Source organism: Alicycliphilus denitrificans K601, from assembly GCF_000204645.1.
In the GTDB taxonomy this organism is placed as follows: Bacteria; Pseudomonadota; Gammaproteobacteria; order Burkholderiales; family Burkholderiaceae_C; genus Alicycliphilus; species Alicycliphilus denitrificans.
Genome location: NC_015422.1, coordinates 1050466 through 1069551, shown reverse-complemented (window position 1 = coordinate 1069551; position 19086 = coordinate 1050466). Strand labels below are relative to the sequence as shown.

At 72.2% G+C, this 19086-nt stretch carries 18 protein-coding genes; 12 read left to right on the top strand and 6 right to left on the bottom strand.

Annotated features, from left to right (window positions below):
• Positions 1-78: 78 nt before the first annotated feature.
• From ALIDE2_RS05130 to ALIDE2_RS05120, 3 genes are read left to right on the top strand one after another with little or no spacing between them, the layout of a single operon-like run.
• A complete protein-coding gene (locus tag ALIDE2_RS05130) occupies positions 79-1296 on the top strand; it encodes a benzoate/H(+) symporter BenE family transporter (protein WP_013721549.1) in 1218 nt (405 codons plus the stop codon).
• A complete protein-coding gene (locus tag ALIDE2_RS05125) occupies positions 1293-2087 on the top strand; it encodes a YggS family pyridoxal phosphate-dependent enzyme (RefSeq protein ID WP_013721548.1) in 795 nt (264 codons plus the stop codon). Before ALIDE2_RS05130 ends, ALIDE2_RS05125 begins: the two co-directional genes overlap by 4 nt.
• Complete coding sequence (locus ALIDE2_RS05120) at positions 2084-2800, top strand: glutamine amidotransferase (protein WP_013520211.1); 717 nt, start codon at positions 2084-2086, stop codon at positions 2798-2800. The genes ALIDE2_RS05125 and ALIDE2_RS05120 overlap by 4 nt, the downstream gene beginning before the upstream one ends.
• Before the next feature lie 85 nt (positions 2801-2885).
• On the opposite strand, the gene ALIDE2_RS05115 is transcribed toward ALIDE2_RS05120, so the two are convergent.
• Positions 2886-3893, bottom strand: a complete 1008-nt coding sequence (locus ALIDE2_RS05115) for an AraC family transcriptional regulator (protein WP_013721547.1) — start codon at positions 3891-3893, stop codon at positions 2886-2888.
• Positions 3894-3987: 94 nt separating this feature from the next.
• On the opposite strand from ALIDE2_RS05115, the gene ALIDE2_RS05110 reads away from it, so the two are divergent.
• The 3 genes from ALIDE2_RS05110 (at position 3988) to ALIDE2_RS05100 (ending at position 8467) form a co-directional block, all read left to right on the top strand.
• On the top strand, positions 3988-5598 hold the full coding sequence (locus ALIDE2_RS05110; RefSeq protein ID WP_013721546.1) for an FAD-dependent oxidoreductase: 1611 nt from the start codon (positions 3988-3990) through the stop codon (positions 5596-5598).
• Entirely contained in the window at positions 5595-6746 is a 1152-nt protein-coding gene (locus tag ALIDE2_RS05105) for an L-lactate dehydrogenase (protein WP_013721545.1), read from the top strand. The genes ALIDE2_RS05110 and ALIDE2_RS05105 overlap by 4 nt, the downstream gene beginning before the upstream one ends.
• Before the next feature lie 68 nt (positions 6747-6814).
• Positions 6815-8467 (top strand): acetolactate synthase large subunit, encoded by a 1653-nt coding sequence (locus tag ALIDE2_RS05100; protein ID WP_013721544.1) that lies wholly within the window; start codon positions 6815-6817, stop codon positions 8465-8467.
• A gap of 6 nt (positions 8468-8473) precedes the next feature.
• Here the strand turns inward: ALIDE2_RS05100 and ALIDE2_RS05095 are convergent, their stop codons facing one another.
• Positions 8474-8974 carry a hypothetical protein gene (locus tag ALIDE2_RS05095; protein ID WP_013520216.1) on the bottom strand — a complete coding sequence of 167 codons (501 nt, stop codon included), beginning with the start codon at positions 8972-8974 and terminating at the stop codon, positions 8474-8476.
• A 45-nt stretch (positions 8975-9019) separates the two neighbouring features.
• Here ALIDE2_RS05095 and ALIDE2_RS05090 point away from each other — a divergent pair, with 45 nt between their 5' ends.
• Both ALIDE2_RS05090 and ALIDE2_RS05085 read left to right on the top strand, forming a co-directional pair.
• Positions 9020-9235 carry a DUF3460 family protein gene (locus tag ALIDE2_RS05090; RefSeq protein ID WP_013520217.1) on the top strand — a complete coding sequence of 72 codons (216 nt, stop codon included), beginning with the start codon at positions 9020-9022 and terminating at the stop codon, positions 9233-9235.
• Between the two features lie 65 nt (positions 9236-9300).
• A complete protein-coding gene (locus ALIDE2_RS05085; protein ID WP_013520218.1) occupies positions 9301-10137 on the top strand; it encodes a segregation and condensation protein A in 837 nt (278 codons plus the stop codon).
• On the opposite strand, the gene ALIDE2_RS05080 is transcribed toward ALIDE2_RS05085, so the two are convergent.
• A complete protein-coding gene (locus tag ALIDE2_RS05080; protein ID WP_013520219.1) occupies positions 10122-10676 on the bottom strand; it encodes a carboxymuconolactone decarboxylase family protein in 555 nt (184 codons plus the stop codon). The two genes, ALIDE2_RS05085 and ALIDE2_RS05080, sit on opposite strands and share 16 nt — an antisense overlap.
• A gap of 95 nt (positions 10677-10771) precedes the next feature.
• Between ALIDE2_RS05080 and ALIDE2_RS05075 the strand changes: the two genes are divergently transcribed.
• The 3 genes from ALIDE2_RS05075 to ALIDE2_RS05065 all read left to right on the top strand — a co-directional run bounded on the left by ALIDE2_RS05075 (position 10772) and on the right by ALIDE2_RS05065 (position 13717).
• Positions 10772-11641 carry an AraC family transcriptional regulator gene (locus ALIDE2_RS05075; RefSeq protein ID WP_013520220.1) on the top strand — a complete coding sequence of 290 codons (870 nt, stop codon included), beginning with the start codon at positions 10772-10774 and terminating at the stop codon, positions 11639-11641.
• 91 nt (positions 11642-11732) lie between these two features.
• Positions 11733-13307, top strand: a complete 1575-nt coding sequence (gene nadB / locus ALIDE2_RS05070; protein WP_013721543.1) for an L-aspartate oxidase — start codon at positions 11733-11735, stop codon at positions 13305-13307.
• 47 nt (positions 13308-13354) lie between these two features.
• Entirely contained in the window at positions 13355-13717 is a 363-nt protein-coding gene (locus tag ALIDE2_RS05065; protein ID WP_013721542.1) for a 5-carboxymethyl-2-hydroxymuconate Delta-isomerase, read from the top strand.
• 137 nt (positions 13718-13854) lie between these two features.
• Here ALIDE2_RS05065 and pabB read toward each other — a convergent pair whose 3' ends face one another.
• From pabB to nadC, 3 genes are all read right to left on the bottom strand, one after another.
• A complete protein-coding gene (gene pabB / locus ALIDE2_RS05060) occupies positions 13855-15597 on the bottom strand; it encodes an aminodeoxychorismate synthase component I (protein WP_013721541.1) in 1743 nt (580 codons plus the stop codon).
• 53 nt (positions 15598-15650) lie between these two features.
• Positions 15651-16775: a quinolinate synthase NadA gene (gene nadA / locus ALIDE2_RS05055; RefSeq protein ID WP_013520224.1), complete on the bottom strand. Its 1125-nt coding sequence runs from the start codon at positions 16773-16775 to the stop codon at positions 15651-15653.
• A gap of 221 nt (positions 16776-16996) precedes the next feature.
• Positions 16997-17878, bottom strand: a complete 882-nt coding sequence (gene nadC, locus ALIDE2_RS05050) for a carboxylating nicotinate-nucleotide diphosphorylase (protein ID WP_013520225.1) — start codon at positions 17876-17878, stop codon at positions 16997-16999.
• A 318-nt stretch (positions 17879-18196) separates the two neighbouring features.
• On the opposite strand from nadC, the gene panB reads away from it, so the two are divergent.
• The gene (gene panB / locus ALIDE2_RS05045; RefSeq protein ID WP_013520226.1) at positions 18197-19081 is read left to right on the top strand and encodes a 3-methyl-2-oxobutanoate hydroxymethyltransferase; all 885 of its coding nucleotides are present in this window, start codon (positions 18197-18199) and stop codon (positions 19079-19081) included.
• The last annotated feature ends 5 nt before the right edge of the window (positions 19082-19086 follow it).

The window sequence follows — 19086 nt, the reverse complement described above, 5'->3', positions numbered from 1 at the left end:
TTCCTGGAAAAAGTGGATGGATGCTTCAGGCCATTTTAGGAATACAAAAGCGGCTTCCACTGGTTCCCCTCACGACCCATGCAGCACGCACCCCCCTCCCCTCTGCGCCCGCGCGATCTGGTCCACCCCATCGTGGCCGGGCTGGTCTCGGTCATCGTCAACTACGGCGGCACGTTCATCCTGGTGTTCCAGGCCGCCCAGGTGGCCGGCCTGGGGCCGGAGCTGACGGCCTCGTGGGTGTGGTCGATTTCCGTCGGCGTAGGGGTCACGGGCGTACTGCTGAGCTGGATGACGCGCGCGCCGGTCATCACCGCGTGGTCCACGCCGGCGGCGGCGTTCCTCGTCACCGCGCTGGCCACCACGCCCTATGCCGAAGCCGTGGGCGCCTACCTGGTGTCGGCCGCGGCCTTCGTGGCGCTGGGCCTGTCGGGCGGGTTCGACCGCGTGATCCGCTGGATTCCGCCCGGCGTCGCGGCCGGGCTGCTGGCGGGCATCCTGCTGCAGTTCGGCATCCGCGCCTTCGGTGGCATGGGCGTCGACCCGCTGCTGGCCGGGCTGCTGGTGCTGGCCTACGTGCTGCTGCGGCGCGTGGCGGCGCGCTGGGCGGTGGTGGGCATCCTGCTGCTGGGCCTGGGCTTTCTGCTGGTGCAGGGGCGGGTGGACCTGTCCAGCCTGCGCCTGCAGCTCGCGGCACCGGTGTTCACGATGCCCGCGTTCTCGCTCAATGCCCTGCTCAGCGTGGCGCTGCCGCTGTTCCTCATCACGCTCAGCGGCCAGTACATGCCCGGCATGCTGGTGCTGCGCGGCGACGGCTACGCCACCAGCGCCAGCCCCATCGTCGCCGTGACCGGGCTGGGCTCGCTGCTGATGGCGCCGTTCGGTGCGCACGCCTTCAACCTCGCGGCCATCACCGCCGCCATCTGCACCGGGCGCGAGGCGCACGAGGACCCTTCCAAGCGCTGGGTCGCCGGCATCGCGGCAGGCGTGTGCTACATCCTCGTGGGCGTATTCGGCGTCACGCTGGCGGCGGTCTTCATGGCGCTGCCGGCCACCTTCATCACCATGCTGGCGGGGCTGGCGCTGCTGGGCACCATCGGCACCAGCCTGGCCACGGCCCTGGCCGACGCGAAGGCGCGCGAGTCGGCCCTGATCACCTTCCTGGCCGCCGCCGCCAACATCACGCTGCTGGGCATCGGCGGCGCCTTCTGGGGCCTGGTGGTCGGGCTCGCGGCCCACGCGGTGCTGCATGGCCGCCTGCCACGGCCCGCCCTTGCCGGTAAAGGAGCCGTGTCATGACAGCCACCCGCCACGACCAGCACGGCCGCTACCCGCAGGCCGCGACGCTGCAGGACTTCCAGCGCCACCTCGCCACCGTGCAGGCACGCATCGCCGCCGCCTGCCAGCGCGCCGGGCGCGACCCGGCCAGCGTGCGCCTGTTGCCCGTGAGCAAGACCCAGCCCGAGGCCCGCGTGCGCCTGGCCCACGCGGCGGGCTGCCGCCTGCTGGGCGAGAACAAGCCGCAGGAGGCCCTCGGCAAATGGCAGGCCACGCAGGACCTGCCCGGTCTGCGCTGGTCGGTCATCGGCCACCTGCAGACCAACAAGGCCAGGCTGGTGGCGCGCTTCGCCAGCGAGTTCCAGGCGCTCGACAGCCTGCGCGTGGCCGAGGCGCTGGAGCGGCGCCTGCAGGCCGAGGGCCGCGCGCTGGATGTGTTCGTGCAGGTCAACACCTCGGGCGAAGCCAGCAAGTACGGCCTGCTGCCCAGGGAAGTGGCGGCCTTCCTGCGCGCCCTGCCCGCCTTCCCGGCGCTGCGCGTGCGCGGGCTGATGACGCTGGCGCTGTTCTCCAGCGACGCCGCGCGCGTGCGCCGCTGCTTCGTGCTGCTGCGCACGCTGCGCGACCGGCTGCGCCAAGAGGCGCCTGCGGGCATCACGCTGGAGGAGCTGTCGATGGGCATGTCGGGCGACTTTGAAATCGCCATCGAGGAAGGCGCTACCGTCGTGCGCGTGGGCCAGGCGCTCTTCGGCGCGCGGGCGCTGCCCGACGGCCACTACTGGCCCAGTTCCTGCGAGGAAACCCCACCATGACCCACACCGCCATCGCCATCCGCCACCTGCATTTCGAAGACCTGGGTACGCTGGAGCCGCTGCTCCAGTCCCGGGGCTATACCGTGCGCTACGTGGACGCGCCCACCGAAGACCTGCACGCGCCGCACCTGGCCGACGCCGACCTGCTGGTCGTGCTGGGCGGGCCCATCGGCGCGTTCGACGAAGCCGCCTACCCCTTCCTCGCCGACGAACTGGCGCTGATACAGCAACGCCTGCACCGCCAGCAGCCGCTGCTGGGCATCTGCCTGGGCGCCCAGCTGATCGCCCGCGCGCTCGGCGCGCCGGTCGCCCCCATGGGGGTGAAGGAGATCGGCTTCGCGCCCCTCGCGCTGACGGCGGCGGGGCGCGATTCCCCGCTCGCCGCGCTGGACGGCGTGCCCGTGCTGCACTGGCATGGCGACCAGTTCGGCATTCCGCCCGGCGCCCAGTGCCTGGCGGGCACCGCCACCTGCCCGCACCAGGGCTTCGCCTTGGGACCCCAGGTACTCGGCCTGCAATGCCATCTGGAGGCCGATCCGCGCGCCATCGAGCGCTGGCTGGTCGGCCATGCCTGCGAACTGGCCCAGGCGGGCGTCGATCCGCGCACCCTGCGCGCCGAGGCCCGGGCGCTGCAGGCGCGCCTGCCCGCGGCGGCGGGCACGGTGTTCACGCGCTGGCTCGATGGCCTGGAACTGCTGCTGCCCATGCAATGACCATGCACAGCTTGGCCACCGATGGCGGACGAGGTGCAGATACGCCATCGACCCTCGTCCTGCAAGCGCCTTTAGCTATCAGAATCTAATGGACTGCAGCGCCGCGCCACTGTGCGGGCGTCTGCCCGGTCCAGCGCCTGAAGGCGCGCCAGAACACGCTGGGCTCGGCATAGCCCAGCGCCTGGCCGATCTCGGCCAGGGGGCGGCCTCTCTCCGCCACCGCCTGCAGCGCGGCCTCGCGCCGCACGGCGTCCAGCAGCGCCGAGAAGCTCAGCCGCTGCGCCCGCATGCGCCGCGCCAGCGTGCGCTCGCTCAGGCCCAGCGCCTGCGCGGCCTCGGCGCGCGTGGGCACGCGGCCCAGCAGCGCTGCGGCGATCCAGGCGCGCAGCTCCTGCGCCAGCGCGCCGCCCTCGTGCAGCACCGCCAGGCGCTGCGCCGCGTACTGGTGATGCAGGCGCGCCAGTTGCGCGTCGGCCTGGGGCAGGGGCGCATCCAGCAGCGCGTTGTCCAGCAGCACGCCGCTGAACGCCTGCTCGAACGCCACCGGGCAGGCGAAGGCCTCGCGGTAGCCCGCCAGCGGCCCCACGCGCGGCTGGCTGAACTGCACCTGCAGCGGGCGCACGGCCTGGCCGGTGACCCAGCGCGAGAACGCCACCACCGCCGCCAGCACCGCCTCGATCTGGTGCGGGCTGAACGCCAGCGCGCCCTGGCGCGGGTGGTAGACCACCCAGCCCGCCCGCGCGCCCGCGATCATCTGGAAGCGCCCGCCGTCGCTGATCAGGCGTTGGTACTGCTGCACCACGCTGATCGCACCGCGCAGGCTGGGCGCGGACTGCAGCAGGTAGCTCACCACGTTGAAGCTGCCCGGCCCCACCAGCGCCCCGGCCTTGAGGCCGAAGCCCGCGTCCTGCGTGCAGTGCACCGCCGCGCGCCACAGCCGCGTGATGTGGTCGATGGGCCAGCGCTCGCGCGCCAGCTCCGCCGGGGCGATGCCGGCCTGCGCGAGCAGGCGCTCGCGCGGCACGCCGGCACGCTCGGCCGCCGCCAGCACGGTGTTCACCCAGCTCATCGACACGCTGGCCTGCAAGGTCAAGACGAATGGCCTCCAAAGTCAATCACGGCCCATCATAAGCGCCTATGGTTGCCAGCCAGCGCACCGCCCAGAGTGCGCGGCAGGAGGCACACGCATGGCACCTCACTCTTCGGATGCCCTCGTCATCGGCGGCGGCCTGGCCGGCATCGTCACCGCGCTGGAGCTGCTGCGCGCGGGCCGGCGCGTCACGCTGGTGGACCGCGACACGCCCGAGCGCTTCGGCGGCCTGGCCCTGTGGGCCTTCGGTGGCATGGCGCTGGTGGGCACGCCGCTGCAGGCGAAGATGAAGATCCCCGACACGCCCGAGCGCGCGCTGGCCGACTGGCTGCGCTTTGGCGAACTCGGCCCCGGGGACCATTGGCCCCGCGCCTGGGCGCGCTATTACGTGGAGCACTCGCGCGCCCAGGTGCACGACTGGCTGGTGCAGGAGGGCGTGAAGTTCATGCCCGCCGTGAACTGGGTGGAGCGCGGCCGCCACGGCGAGGGCAACAGCCTGCCGCGCTACCACATCGTCTGGGGCACCGCGCGCGAGCTCACGCGGCGCATGGTGGCCGCGCTGCGCGCCGCGGATGCAGGCCGGCTCACGCTGCTGCACGGCCACCGCGTCACGGGGCTCGACCATGAAAGCGGCCGGATCGCGGGCGCCGTGGCTGTGAACGAGACCACGGGCGAGGAGGTGCGCCTGCACGCCCCCGTGGTGGTGCTGGCCATGGGCGGCATCAACGGCGGGCACGAGGAAGCGCGCGCCAACTGGCCCAAGGACAGGCCCCGGCCCGCCGCCATGCTCAACGGCGCGCACCCGTTCGCGGACGGACGGCTGCACCGCCACGCCGCCGAGCGCCTGGGCGCGCGGATCACCCACGCGGGCGAGATGTGGAACTACGCGGCGGGCTTTCCGCACCCGTTCCCGCATTTCGACGGGCACGGCCTGTCGGCCATCCCATGCAAATCCGCGCTGTGGCTGAACCACCGGGGCGAGCGCATCGGCCCCGAGCCGCTGGTGACGGGCTTCGACACGCATTGGCTGTGCGAGCGCGTCGCCGCGCAGGAAAAGCCCTGGACCTGGCACCTGCTCAACTGGCGCATCGCGGCCAAGGAGTTCGCCATCTCCGGCGCCGAGCACAACCAGCGCATCCGCGACAGGCAGTTCCCGCAGTTCGTGAAGGAAACGCTGCTGGGCAACCACCGCCTGGTGCGGCAGATGCAGCGGCAAAGCCCGCATTTCCTGGTGGACGACACGCTGGCCGGGCTGGCCGCGAAGATGAACGCGCTGACCGCCTCGCTCGACGTGCGCCCGCAGGTGCTGCAGGCCACGGCCGATGCGTTCGACGCCAACTTCGCCCACGGCAGCAAGCTGCACAACGACGACCAGATCCGCCGCATCCTGCACGCGCGCCAGTGGGGGCCGGACAAGCTGCGCACCTGCGCGCCCGCGCCGCTGCAACAACCCGGCGCGGGGCCGTTCATCGCCATCCAGATGCAGCTCATCACGCGCAAGAGCCTGGGCGGGCTGCAAACGGATTTGCAAAGCCGCGTGCAGGGCGGCGCGGGCCAGCCCATCGCGGGCCTGTACTGCGTGGGCGAGGCGGCGGGCTTCGGCGGCGGCGGCGCCAATGGCAAGCGCTCGCTGGAGGGCACCTTCCTGCCCGGCTGCATCCTCACCGCGCGCGCCGCCGCGCGCTCCATCACCGGGAGGGCCGCATGAGCCTGCACTACCCCGCCGCGCCCCAGGACTGGCGCCGCCTGGCCGCGCGGCGCCTGCCGCGCTTCCTGTTCGACTACATCGACGGTGGCGCCAACGACGAACGCACGCTGGCCGCCAACGTGGACGACCTCGCCGCCCTGCGCCTGCGCCAGCGCGTGCTGGTGGACGTGGCCCAGGTGGACACCCGCGCCACCCTGGCGGGCCAGCCCTGCGCGCTGCCGCTGGCGCTGGCGCCCATCGGCCTGGCCGGCATGGCCGCGCGCCGGGGCGAGGCCCAGGCCGCGCGCGCCGCGCACGCGGCGGGCGTGCCGTTCACGCTCTCCACCGTGAGCATCTGCCCGCTGGCCGAGGTGGCCGCCGCCAGCGTGCCGCCGTGGTTCCAGCTCTACATGCTGCGCGACCGCGGCGCCGTGCGCGCGCTGCTGGACGATGCCTGGGCCGCCGGCTGCCGCACGCTGGTCTTCACCGTCGACCTGCCGCTGCCCGGCATGCGCCTGCGCGACATCCGCCACGGCATGGCCGCCAGCGGCGCGCGCCCCGCGCTGCTGCGCGCCGCGCAGGTGCTGGCGCGCCCCGGCTGGGTGTGGAACGTGGCGCTGCGCGGCAAGCCGCTGCGCTTCGGCAACCTGACCGCGCAGGTGCCCGGCGCGCGCGACCTCAACGCCTTCAAGGCCTGGGTGGACGCGCAGTTCGACCCGGGCGTGACCTGGAAGGACATCGAATGGCTGCGCGGCCAGTGGAAGGGCCGCCTGCTGCTCAAGGGCATCCTCGACGTGGAGGACGCGCGCGCCGCCGTGGCCGTGGGGGCGGAGGGGATCGTCGTCTCCAACCACGGCGGGCGCCAGCTCGATTCCGTGGCCTCCACCGCCGCCAAGCTGCCCGCCATCGCCCAGGCCGTGGGCGCGCAGGCAGAGGTGCTGGTGGACAGCGGCGTGCGCGGCGGCGTGGACGTGTTCAAGGCCCTGGCGCTGGGCGCGCGCGGCGTGCTCGTGGGCCGCCCCTGGGTGTGGGCGCTGGCCGCGCAGGGCGAGGCCGGCGTGCGCACGCTGCTGGCCCAGTGGCAGCGCGAGCTGCTGCTGGCGATGACGCTGGCGGGCGTGACGCGCACCGCCGACATCGGCCCGCGGCACCTCGACACGGATTCATAGCCAAATCAGCCTCTAGCGCCTACAGGACAAGCGCAAGCAGCTATCAATACAGAAGCAAGGAGATTCCCATGAACGGCGCACAAGCCCTGCTCCAAACCCTGGCCGACGCGGGCGTGGAGGTCTGCTTCACCAACCCCGGCACGAGCGAGATGCACTTCGTCGCCGCACTGGACACCGAGCCGCGCATGCGCGCCGTGCTGGCGCTGTTCGAGGGCGTGGCCACTGGCGCGGCCGACGGCTACGCGCGCATGGCGGGCAAGCCCGCCGCCACGCTCTTGCACCTGGGCTGCGGCCTGGGCAACGGGCTGGCCAACCTGCACAACGCGCGCAAGGGCAAGGTGCCGGTGGTCAACATCGTGGGCGACCACGCCACGTACCACACGCGCTACGACGCGCAGCTCCAGTCCGACATCGAGACCGTGGCGCGCAACGTCTCGCCCGGCTTCGTGCGCACCGCGCAGAGCACCGCCGCGCTGGGCCGGGACGCGGCCGACGCCATCGCCGCCGCGCGCGGCCTGCCGGGCCAGGTGGCCACGCTGATCCTGCCCGCCGACGTGTCGTGGGGCGAAGGCGGCCAGCCCTGCCCGCCGCCGCCACCGCCCACGCCCGCCGCCGCGAGCGACGAGGCCGTGCAGGCCGCCGCCCAGGCCATCCGCTCGGGCGAAAAGACCATCGTGCTGCTCGGCGGCCACGCGCTGCGCGAAGGCGCGCTGCGCACGGCCGCCCGCATCGCCGCGCACAGCGGGGCGCAGTTGCTGGCCGAGGTCTTCCCCACCCGCATGGAGCGCGGCGCGGGCCTGCCCGCGGTGGAGCGCGTGGCCTACCTGGCCGAGCTGGCGGGCGTGCAGCTGGCGGGCGCGCGGCACCTGGTGCTGGTGGACGCCAAGTCCCCCGTCTCGTTCTTCGCCTACCCCGGCAAGGCCAGCGACCTCGTGCCCGAGGGCTGCACGGTGCACACCCTCTGCAGCCCCGCGCAGGACGCGGCGGCCAGCCTGGACAAGCTCGCCGCCGCGCTGGGCGCCACCGCCGAGCCACCGTTGGCCCCCGCCCGGCGCCCGGAGCGCCCGCGTGGGCCCCTCACCGCGCCCAAGGTCTGCAAGGCCGTGGGCCACCTGCTGCCGGAGAACGCCATCGTCATCGACGAGGCCATCACCTCCGGCCTGATGCTGGGCGCCATGACGGCGGGCTGCCCGCGCCACGACCTGCTCACCCTCACGGGCGGCGCCATCGGCCAGGGCCTGCCCAATGCCGTGGGCGCGGCCATCGCCTGCCCGGACCGGCCCGTGCTTGCGCTGATCGGCGACGGCACGGCCATGTACACCATCCAGGCGCTGTGGACCATGGCGCGCGAGAAGCTGCACGTGGTGTCCGTGATCTTCAACAACGCCAGCTACTCGGTGCTGAACGTGGAGCTGGAGCGCGTGGGCGCCGACGAGGCAGGCTCCAAGGCGAAGTCGCAGCTCGATTTGAAAGGCCCGGTGCTCAACTTCGCCCAGCTCGCCCAGGGCATGGGCGTGCACGCGGTGCGCGCCCGCACGGCCGAGGACTTCTGCCAGGCGCTGGAATACGCCCTGGCCCAGCCGGGGCCGCACCTGATCGAGGCCCTGGTGCCCGAGGCGCTCTCCGGCGCCAGGCGCCGCGTGCTGCCCTGGCTGCTGCGCTCCCTGCCCGGCCTGCCGCAGCCGGTGGCGCGGGCGCTCAAGCGCAGGATCGCGCCATAGGTTAGGTCAACGCCCGTCGGGCAGCTTCTCCACGCTGCCCGTGCGCTTGACGCGCCCGTCGGGGCCGAAGGTCGCGGTGAAGACCATCTCCCGGCTGGGCGGGTCGATCCAGTTCCAGTCCCAGTCGGTCTCCTGCTTGAGGGCGTAGGGCGTGCGCTTGGCCGGCTTGCCCAGCAGGCGGCGCACGGCCTCCTCTTCCATGCCGGGCCGCACCCGTTCGAAATTGTGCGGCGCCAGCACCTGGCGCAGCGCCGTCATCTTGCCGCCCGGGCCTATGGTGATCATGTAGTTCCGGTGGCCCGCCGGCTGGCGGTTGTACTCCAGCGTGTGGCCGCCGTCGCTCTCGGGCCAGATCGTTTCGGGCTCGCCGAAGCGCGCGCGCACGTCGGCCTCGGTGGAGACGTCTTCTTCCAGCTCACGGATGCGCTGGTCGTCGCAGCCCGCCAGGGACAGCAGCGTCAACGCGCCGGCGGCCAGGGCGCCGGCCATGCGGGTCAGTGGGTTCATGGGTGGGTGTCGCTAAAATCGTGGGTTCCGAGAGGTTTACCGTCCATGTCTATTTTCCGCCGTCCCGACTACCAGTCCGAAGTCACCCAGTTCATCGAGCAGCTCAAGACGCAGAAGCCCGAGCTCGACACGCAGCAGCAGGCCGGCCGCGCCCTGCTGTGGGACAAGAACGTCGACCGCGAGCTCTGGCAGGAATACCGGGCCGGCCGCGTGAAGCAAAAGCCCTACGTGTACTACTCGTACAGCGACAAACAGGCATGAAAAACAGCTGCCAGCGCTTACCTGTTATGCGCTGGCAGCTGTTTTTAGAATAGCAAGCCCCTGGCATGACGAGCGCCGTTGACCTGCCGCCCCCCGACGCCGCCATGCCCGAGGTGGTGGACCAGGTGGCCCTCGCCCGCCTGTACGGCGAGCCGCTGTTCGCCCTGCCCCAGGACCTGTACATCCCGCCCGACGCACTGGAGGTTTTCCTGGAGGCCTTCGAGGGCCCGCTCGACCTGCTGCTCTACCTGATCCGCAAGCAGAACTTCAACATCCTGGACATCCCGATGGTGGATGTCACGCGCCAGTACCTGGGCTACGTGGACGAGGTGCGCAGCCGCAACCTGGAGCTGGCGGCCGAGTACCTGCTGATGGCGGCCATGCTCATCGAGATCAAGTCGCGCATGCTGCTGCCGCCGCGCAGGCAGGAGGGCAGCGCCGAGCCCGAGGACCCGCGCGCCGAGCTGGTGCGCCGCCTGCTCGAATACGAGCGAATCAAGCTGGCCGCCCTGCGCCTGAACCAGGTGCCGCAGTACGGGCGCGACTTCATCCGCGCCCAGGTCGCCATAGAGCAGAGCCTGCAGCCGCGCTTTCCCGACGTCGACGTGGCCGAGCTGCAGCAGGCCTGGCGCGACATCCTCAAGCGCGCCACGCTGGTGCAGCACCACAGGATCACGCGCGAGGAGCTCTCGGTGCGCGAGTACATGAGCCACGTGCTCAAGGCGCTGCAGGGGCGGCGCTTCGTGCCGTTCGAAGACCTGTTCCAGCCCGAGAAGGGCGGCACCGTGCTGGTGGTGACCTTCATCGCCCTGCTGGAGCTGGCCAAGGAAACCCTGATCGAGATCACCCAGGCCGAGGCCTTCGCGCCCATCTACGTGCGCCTGGCCTATACGCCCGTCTGACCCTGGCGCAGCCGGACGGCGGGAAAGTCCACCGGCACGGCAAGCGCCACGTTCACGTAGTTGGTGAACAGGTTCAGCGCCACGTGGGCCAGTATCTCGACCACCTCTTCATCGCTGAAGCCGGCGTCGCGCAGGGCCTGCACGTCGGCGCTGCCGACCTGGGCGCGCTCGCCCACCACCTTGAGCGCGAAGCGCAGCGCGGCCTGGGTCCGCGGGTCGCCGGACTGCCCCGCCTGGGCGGCGGCCATTTCCTCGGCGCTGGCGCCGGCCTTCAGGCCCAGCGCCGTATGGGCCGCCAGGCAGTAGGCGCAGGCATTGCGGTCGGCCACGGCCACGGCGATCTGCTCGCCCAGCCGGGCGCCCAGCTTGCCGCCGCCCAGGGCGCCGAAGGAGCCCCACATGCTCCTGAGCGCGGCCGGCGAATTGGCCACGGCGCGGAACATGTTGGGCGTGGCGCCAAAGGCACCGTGGATCTCGTCGAGCAAGGCCTTGCGCTCGGCGGTGGTGTCGGCACGGTCGATGAGGGGAACGCGGTTCATGGCAACTCCTTGGGGGCGGTGGAACATGCTGGCAGTGTCCGCCGCCCGGCCGTACCATTGGACGCATAGAGTCCACCATACTTTGCACATCGTCCATGAAACCGCTGGATGCACCCCTTGCCGGCGTGGATCGTCTCTCGGCCCTGCTGGAACGCTTTCGCGTGCACGCCCACCTGTTCCATGCCGGGCCGCTGTGCGGCGTGACGCATTTCGCGGCCGCGCCCGGCCGCGCCTTCCTGCACGTGCTGCGGCGCGGGCAGATGGAGGTCACGCACCGCCCGCGCAGCGGGGCGCCGCGCCGGCTGCGCCTGTCCGAGCCCACGCTGCTGCTCTACCCCCGCCCCCTGGAGCACGACTTCCACAACGCGCCGCAAGAGGGCTGCGACTTCGTCTGCGCCACGCTGGACTTCGACGGCGGCCCGCGCCATCCGCTCGTGCAGGCCCTGCCCGCCTTCGTGGCGCTGCCGGTCGCCGGGGTGGCCGGCATCGGGCAGACCCTGGACCTGCTGTTCGCCGAGACCGAGCGCGTGCGCTGCGGCCAGCGCCTGCTGGCCAGCCGCCTGTTCGAGGTGCTGCTGCTGCAGGTGCTGCGCTGGCTGCTGGACCACCCTGGCGCGGGCGGCGTCCAGGCGGGCCTGCTGGCGGGCCTGGCCCACCCCGGGCTGGCGCGCGCCCTCACGCAACTGCACGAGCGGCCCGGCCACGGCTGGACCCTGGCCGCCATGGCGCAGGCCGCCGGCATGTCGCGCAGTGCCTTTGCCGCCGAGTTCCGCGCCACGCTGGGCACTACCCCGGGCGCCTACCTGCTGGCCTGGCGCGTGTCGCTGGCGCAGGCCCTGATGCGCCAGGGCCTGCAGATCCAGCAGATCAGCGACCAGTTGGGCTACGCCAGCCCGGCGGCGTTCTCGCGCGCATTCGCGCAGGCCGTGGGCGCCTCGCCGCGCGGGTGGCTCAAGGCGCAGTGACCGCGGCCGCGGGCGCCCCGGCGCGCCGCCGGCATGCCCTCTCTACAATGCACGCTCCCTTTGCGCGCCCCGCCGGCGCAGGCCCATCACCATGGCATCGCACGATTTTGACGTACTTATCGTAGGCAGCGGCCTCGCCGGCCTCTCGGCAGCACTGCACCTGGCGCCCACGCACCGCGTGGCCGTGATCACCAAACGCGAGCTGCAGGAAGGCTCCAGCCGCTGGGCCCAGGGCGGCATCGCCGCCGTGCTGGCCGACGACGACAGCTTCGCCGCCCACATCGAGGACACGCTGGTCGCCGGCGCCGGCCTGTGCGACCTGGCCACCACGCGCTTCGTGGTCGAGAACGCGCCCGAGGCCATAGGCTGGCTGCGCGCCCTGGGCGTTCCCTTCACGCTGGAGGGCGACGACCTGCACCTGACACGCGAAGGCGGCCACAGCGCACGGCGCATCGTGCACGCCACCGACGCCACCGGCGCGGCCGTGCAGGAGACGCTGATCGACGTGGTGCGCGCCACGCCCGGCATCACCGTGTTCGAGCACCACACCCTGGTGGACCTGATCACCAGCCGCAAGCTCGGCCTGGCGGGCCAGCGCTGCCTGGGCCTGTACGCGCTCGACGAGGCCAGCGACACGGTCGTCACCTTCCGCGCGCCCCACACCGTGCTGGCCACGGGCGGCGCGGGCAAGGTCTACCTCTACACCACCAACCCCGACACGGCCACGGGCGACGGCATCGCCGCGGCCTGGCGCGCGGGCTGCCGCGTGGCCAACATGGAATTCATCCAGTTCCACCCCACGGGCCTGTACCACCCGCACGCCAAGTCCTTCCTGATCAGCGAGGCCGTGCGCGGCGAAGGCGGGCGGCTGCTGCTGCCCGACGGCACGCGCTTCATGCCCCGGCACGACGCGCGCGCCGAGCTCGCGCCGCGCGACGTGGTGGCGCGCGCCATCGACTTCGAGATGAAGAAGCACGGCCTGGACTGCGTGCACCTGGACATCTCGCACCAGAGCCCGGAGTTCCTGCGCGCGCATTTCCCCAACATCCTGGCCTATTGCGCCGAGCTGGGCATAGACATCACGCGCGAACCCATCCCCGTCGTGCCCACGGCGCACTTCACCTGCGGCGGCGTGCTCACCGACCTGGCCGCGCGCACCGACCTGCCGGGCCTGTTCGCCGTGGGCGAGGTGGCCTACACCGGCCTGCACGGCGCCAACCGCCTGGCCAGCAACTCGCTGCTCGAATGCATGGTGTTCGCGCGCGCCGCCGCCCATGCCGTCGCCGCCGCCACGCCGGCGCCCGTGCCCGACCTGCCGCACTGGGACGACAGCCGCGTGCGCGACGCCGACGAGTCGGTCGTCATCTCGCACAACTGGGACGAACTGCGCCGCTTCATGTGGGACTACGTGGGCATAGTGCGCACCAACAAGCGCCTGGAGCGCGCCGCGCACCGCATCGCGCTGCTGCAGGGCGAGATCCAGGAGTTCTACGCCCACTTCCACGTCACGCGCGACCTGCTGGAGCTGCGCAACCTCGTGCAGGTGGCCGACCTCATCATCCAAAGCGCCCAAATGCGCCACGAGAGCCGCGGCCTGCACTTCAGCCGCGACTGGCCCGACATGGCCGCGCCCGCGGCGCCCACCATCCTGGTGCCCATGCGCTGACCGGCGCCTGCGCCGCACCACCTTCCCCCTCTCCCAGGAGCCTTCCCATGCCCCACCTCACCGTCGAATACTCCAGCAACCTGCCCGGCTACCCCGAGGCCCAGGCGCTGGCCGAGCTCAACGCCGCCGTCTGCGCCAGCCCCGAGGTGCTGGACGAGGCCGACCTCAAGACCCGCTTCGTGCGCACCACCGACAGTTTCCAGGTCGGCACCGAGGCCGTGGGCCGCGCCTTCGTCCATGCCCAGCTGCGCCTGCTCTCGGGCCGCAGCCCCGAGGCGAAGAAAGACCTGGCCGGCCGCGTGGCCGGTGTGCTGCGCCGCCTCACGCCGCGCCCGCAGGGCCTGATGGTGCAGCTCAGCGTGGAGATCGTGGACATGGACCGGCCGAGCTACGTGAAGGAACGGCTCTGAAGCACTGACCGGCGCCCCGGGCGCGGCGGGGCCGCCGGCGATTGCGGCGGTGATGATTCGAAGCCCCGTGTTTTTCAAGCCAAATAGGCCTCAATCCGTTTCCTGGTAAGCGCGGCAAGCTATCTTTTCAAAAGCAATCATTCCAGCCGCGCATCCAGCCAGCCGCGCAGGCTGTTGACGAAGGCCCAGCGCTGCACGCGCGGCACGTCCTGCACGCGCAGCACCGCCTCCGCCACGCGCCCCTCGCGCAGCGCCACGGCGCGGCCCACGCCGGGCAGCAGGCCGCTGGCGAGCGGCGGCGTGATCCAGCGGCCATCGAGCAGCGCGGCGACATTGCCGAAGGTGGATTCGGTGATCTCGCCCGCCTCGTTGTAGAGCACGGTGTCGAACACGCCCTGCCGGGGCGCGAACGCCGCGTAGTGCGCGCGGCGCGTGGTCTTGTGGCGCGTGAATTCGCTGTGCGCGTGGAGGAAGGGCTGCGCGGCCAGTGCCAGCACCACGGGCTCGGGCGTGGGCTGCAGCGCGAAGGCCTCGGCGCGCGGCAGGCCCTGCGCGTCCAGCAGCAGACGCACGCGCCACGGCCCGGCGGGATGGGCGGCGCACAGGGCATGAAGGCAGGCCTGCACGCGTGCCGCGTCCCAGGGCACGCCGAAATGCGCGGCGGCGCCGGCCATGCGCGCGAGGTGCTCGGCGCGGTGGCGCAGCACGCCGTCATGCAGGCCCAGGGTTTCGAGCAGGTCGAACGGCTCGCTCGCGCGCTCGACGAAGGCGCGCTTGGCCTCCCACTCGCGCCATTCGGCCGCGGCGTCCGATCCCCAGGTGATGCCGCTGCCGATGCCGCACACGGCCCGCGCGCCGCGCAGCGCCACGGTGCGTATCGGCACGTTGAAGGTGGCGGCCACGCCGCCCGCGCCGTCGGGCCGCACCACACCCACGGCGCCGCAGTACACGCCGCGCGGCGCGGGCTCCAACTGCGCGATGAGCCGCATGGCGCGCACCTTGGGCGCGCCCGTGACCGAGCCGCACGGGAACAGCGCGCCGAACACGTCGGCCAGGCGCGTGCCCGCGCGCGTGCGCGCCACCACGTCGGAGGTCATCTGCCACACGGTGGGCAACGCCTCGGTGTGGAACAGGCGCGGCACGCGCACGCTGTGCGGCTCGGCGATGCGCGAGAGGTCGTTGCGCAGCAGATCCACGATCATCACGTTCTCGGCGCGCTCCTTGGGGCTGGCGCGCAGCTGCGCGGCGCGGGCCGCGTCCTCCCCGGGCGTGGCGCCGCGCGCGGCCGTGCCCTTCATGGGCCGCGCGAGCAGGGTGCCGCCGCGCCAGTCGAAGAACAGCTCGGGCGAGACGGAGAGCGTGCACTCGTCGCCCATGTCGAGGCAGGCCGCGTAGCCCCCCGGCTGCGCGCGGCGCAGCGCCGCGAACAGGGCCGGCGCGCCGCCGCGCCAGGCGCCCGTGAGCGGCGCCGTGTAGTTCACCTGGTAGCACTCGCCCGCGCCGATGGCGCCGCGGATATGCGCGATGGCCGCGTCGAACGCGGGCCGCGCGATCCCGTCCTGCCACTGCACCGCGGCGTCGCCGGGCGTAAGGCCGCCGTCCCAGGGTTGCGGCGCGTCGAACACCGCGAACCAGGCCAGCGGCCCGTCGGCTGCGTGGGTGCGCAAGGCCGCGTCGAACGCGGGCGCGGCCTCGTAGCGCAGCTGGCCCACCACCCAGGCGCCCGCGCGCGCGGCGGCCTCCACGGCGTCGAGCACGCCGCGCACCTCGTGCAGGGCCCGGGCCACGAGCGTAGCGCGCGGCGCGGCGGCACGAAAGCGCAGGCGCGCCCCGCCGCTCTCGCGCGGGTCTGCGAAGTCGATCAGGACGTTAGAGGTCAAATCGGCCTCCAGCGCTTATCCATCAAGCGCCAGCAGCTATCAAAACAAAAGCATCACGCCGCACCGAAATGCGGCACCAGCGCGCCGGCCGGCTGGCCGCTCTTGAGCGCGGCGGTGAAGGCGAGCATGCGGTCGATGGGCAGGCGCGCGCGCGGGATCAGCGCGGGGTCCACGTGGATGGCGTTGGCGCCCGTCTCCAGCACGCGCGCCACGTCGGCCAGGCCGTTCATGGCCATCCAGGGGCAGTGCGCGCAGCTCTTGCAGGTGGCGCTGTTGCCGGCGGTGGGGGCCTCGTAGAAGGTCTTGGCCGGGTTGAGCGTGCGCAGCTTGTGCATCATGCCGTTGTCGGTGGCCACGATGAATTCCTTCGCGTCCATCTCGCGCGCGGCCTTGAGGATGGCGCTGGTCGATCCCACGGCGTCGGCCAGGGCCACGACCTCGGCCGGGCTCTCGGGGTGCACGAGGACCTTGGCGCCGGGGTGCTCCTTCTTGAGCAGCTCCAGCTCCAGCGCCTTGAACTCGTCGTGCACGATGCAGGCGCCGTTCCAGAACACCATGTCGGCGCCGGTCTGCTGCTCGATGTAGGCGCCCAGGTGGCGGTCGGGCGCCCAGAGGATCTTGTGGCCCGCGTCCTTCAGGGCGCGCACGATGTCGAGCGCGCAGCTGGACGTGACGAGCCAGTCCGCGCGCGCCTTCACGGCCGCGCTGGTGTTGGCGTAGACGACCACGGTGCGGTCGGGGTGCTGGTCGCAGAAGGCGCTGAACTGGTCGATGGGGCAGCCCAGGTCGAGCGAGCAGGTCGCGTCCAGGTCGGGCATGAGCACGGTCTTCTCGGGCGAGAGGATCTTGGCCGTCTCGCCCATGAACTTCACGCCCGAGACCACCAGCGTCTGCGCCGCGTGGTCGCGGCCGAAGCGCGCCATCTCCAGCGAATCGCTCACGATGCCGCCGGTCTCCTCGGCCAGGTCCTGCAGGTCGGGGTGCACGTAGTAGTGCGAGACCATGACGGCGTTCTTTTCCTTGAGCAGGCGGCGGATGCGCTCCTTGAGCCGCGCGCGCTCCTCCTGCGAGAGCTCGGGCGGCACACGCGCCCAGGCATGCTTGGTGGAGCAGACGGCGCCGTCCGAGCCCGCGGTGGGCTGTTCGTACTCGACGTCCTTGATGGCGGTCGTATTCATGGCAGTGCTCTCGCCGCCGGGCCGCGGCGGCACATCGTGGGGGGCTATATTGTCTCGCCTCAAAAGGTGTGAATGAATCCGGCGTGTCCGAGCGGGCCGCACAAACGTGCCCCATCAAGGCGCAAAGCGCAGCCACAGCTCGGGCTATGGCGAGCATTTGCAACGCGGATGGGGTGCTTTTTTGCGGAACGAGCGGGCATGGCGAATTCGTTCACACCTTCTCAGGCAAGTTCCTGCAGGCGCATGGAGAAATCGATGGCCTTCACGTCCTTGGTCAGCGTGCCGATGGAGATGCGGTCCACGCCGGTTTCCGCAAGGGCGCGCAAGCCGTCGAGCGTGACGCCGCCCGAGATTTCGAGGATGGCGCGGCCCGCATTGATGCGTACGGCCTCGCGCAGCGTGGGCAGCGGCATGTTGTCGAGCAGCACCATCTTCGCGCCCGCATCGAGCGCCTCGGCCAGCTGCTCCAGCGTCTCGACCTCGATCTCGATGAACTTCGCGCGCTCGGCCACGGCCTCGGCGGCACGCAGCACCGCCGTCACGCCGCCAGCGGCGGCGATGTGGTTCTCCTTGATGAGCACCGCGTCGTGCAGGCCGATGCGGTGGTTCACCCCGCCGCCCGTGCGCACGGCGTACTTCTGCGCCAGGCGCAGGCCGGGGATGGTCTTGCGCGTGTCCACGATCTGCGCACGCGTGCCGGCCACGGCGTCCGCGTAGGTGCGCGTCTTGGTGGCCACGGCCGACAGCAGCTGCAGGAAGTTGAGCGCGGTGCGCTCGGCGCTGAGCAGCGCGCGCGCGTTACCCTCGATCTCCAGCACCACCTGGTCCGGCGCGCAGCGCTGGCCCTCGGCCGCGTGCCAGGTGAGCCGCACGCCGGGGTCGAGCGCGCGCAGCGCCGCCTCCACCCACGGCGCGCCGCAGATCACGGCGGCCTCGCGCGCGAGGATGCGCGCGCGGGCGCGCCGGGCGGGGTCGATGAGGCCGGCCGTGAGGTCGCCGGCGCCCACGTCTTCCTGCAGGGCGCGGGCCACGTCCACGCGGGCCAGAGTGGTCACGTCGTCGTTATGGGCTGTGCCCTGCGGGGGGTGCGTCAGATTCGTCATGGGGCGCGAGCATACCGGCAACGCGCCTCCTACCGCCCGGTCGGCAGAAGCGCGCGCGGCCCGCAGGTGGTGGCCGAGGGCGTGGAGACGGCCGTGCAGGCCGGCATCCTGCGCGGGATGGACGTGCATTTCATCCAGGGCTACTTCTACGGCCGGCCCATGCGCGCACCAGGGCCCGAACGCCAGTGCTCGCCGGCGCCGTGCCCGCGGGCGGCTGAAGATCCCGCCGCCTGCCATCCACCGGAACGGCGCACGGGCATCCGCGCGCTCGGAGCGGGCAGTCGCATAGACTCACGGCTCGTTCGCACCGAGGACCGCATGACCACCGCACCGTCTCCCTCCGCCACGCCCTACGGCACCCTGCCCCCGGCATCGCCGCTGCCGCAGCGCCGTCCCATAAGCCTGCCGCGCCTGGCGCAGATGCGCGAGGCGGGCGAGAAGATCACCATGCTCACGGCCTACGACGCCACCTTCGCCGCTGTGGCCGATGCCGCGGGCGTGGAGTGCATCCTCGTGGGCGACTCGCTGGGCATGGTCTGCCAGGGCCTGCCCAGCACCGTGGGCGTGTCGCTGGACACCATGGCCTACCACACCGAGAGCGTGGTGCGCGGCCTGCACCGCGTGCAGGGCACAGCCTGGGTGGTGGCCGACCTGCCCTTCGGCAGCTACCACGAGTCGCGCGAGCAGGCCCTGAAAAGCGCCTGCCGGCTCATGCAGGCGGGCGCGCACATGGTCAAGCTCGAAGGCGGCGGCTGGACGGCGCCGACGGTGCACTTCCTGGTGGAGCGCGGCGTGCCCGTGTGCGCCCACCTGGGACTGACCCCCCAGACCGTGCATGCCCTGGGCGGCTACCGCGTGCAGGGCAAGGGCGACCAGGCCGCCCAGACGCTGCGCCGCCACGCGCTGGAGCTGCAGGACGCAGGCGCCGCCATGCTCGTGCTGGAGATGGTGCCCGCGCCGCTGGCGCGCGACCTCACGCAGGCCCTGCCGCATTGCCACACCATAGGCATAGGCGCGGGCAGCGGCACGGCCGGCCAGGTGCTGGTGATGCACGACATGCTGGGCGTGAACCTTGGCAAGAACCCGAAGTTCGTACGCGACTTCATGCAGGACGCGGGCAGCGTCAAGGGCGCCATGGAGGCCTACGTGCAGGCCGTCAAGCAAGGGCGCTTCCCCGACGACCAGCTGCACGCCTGGAATTGACGAAG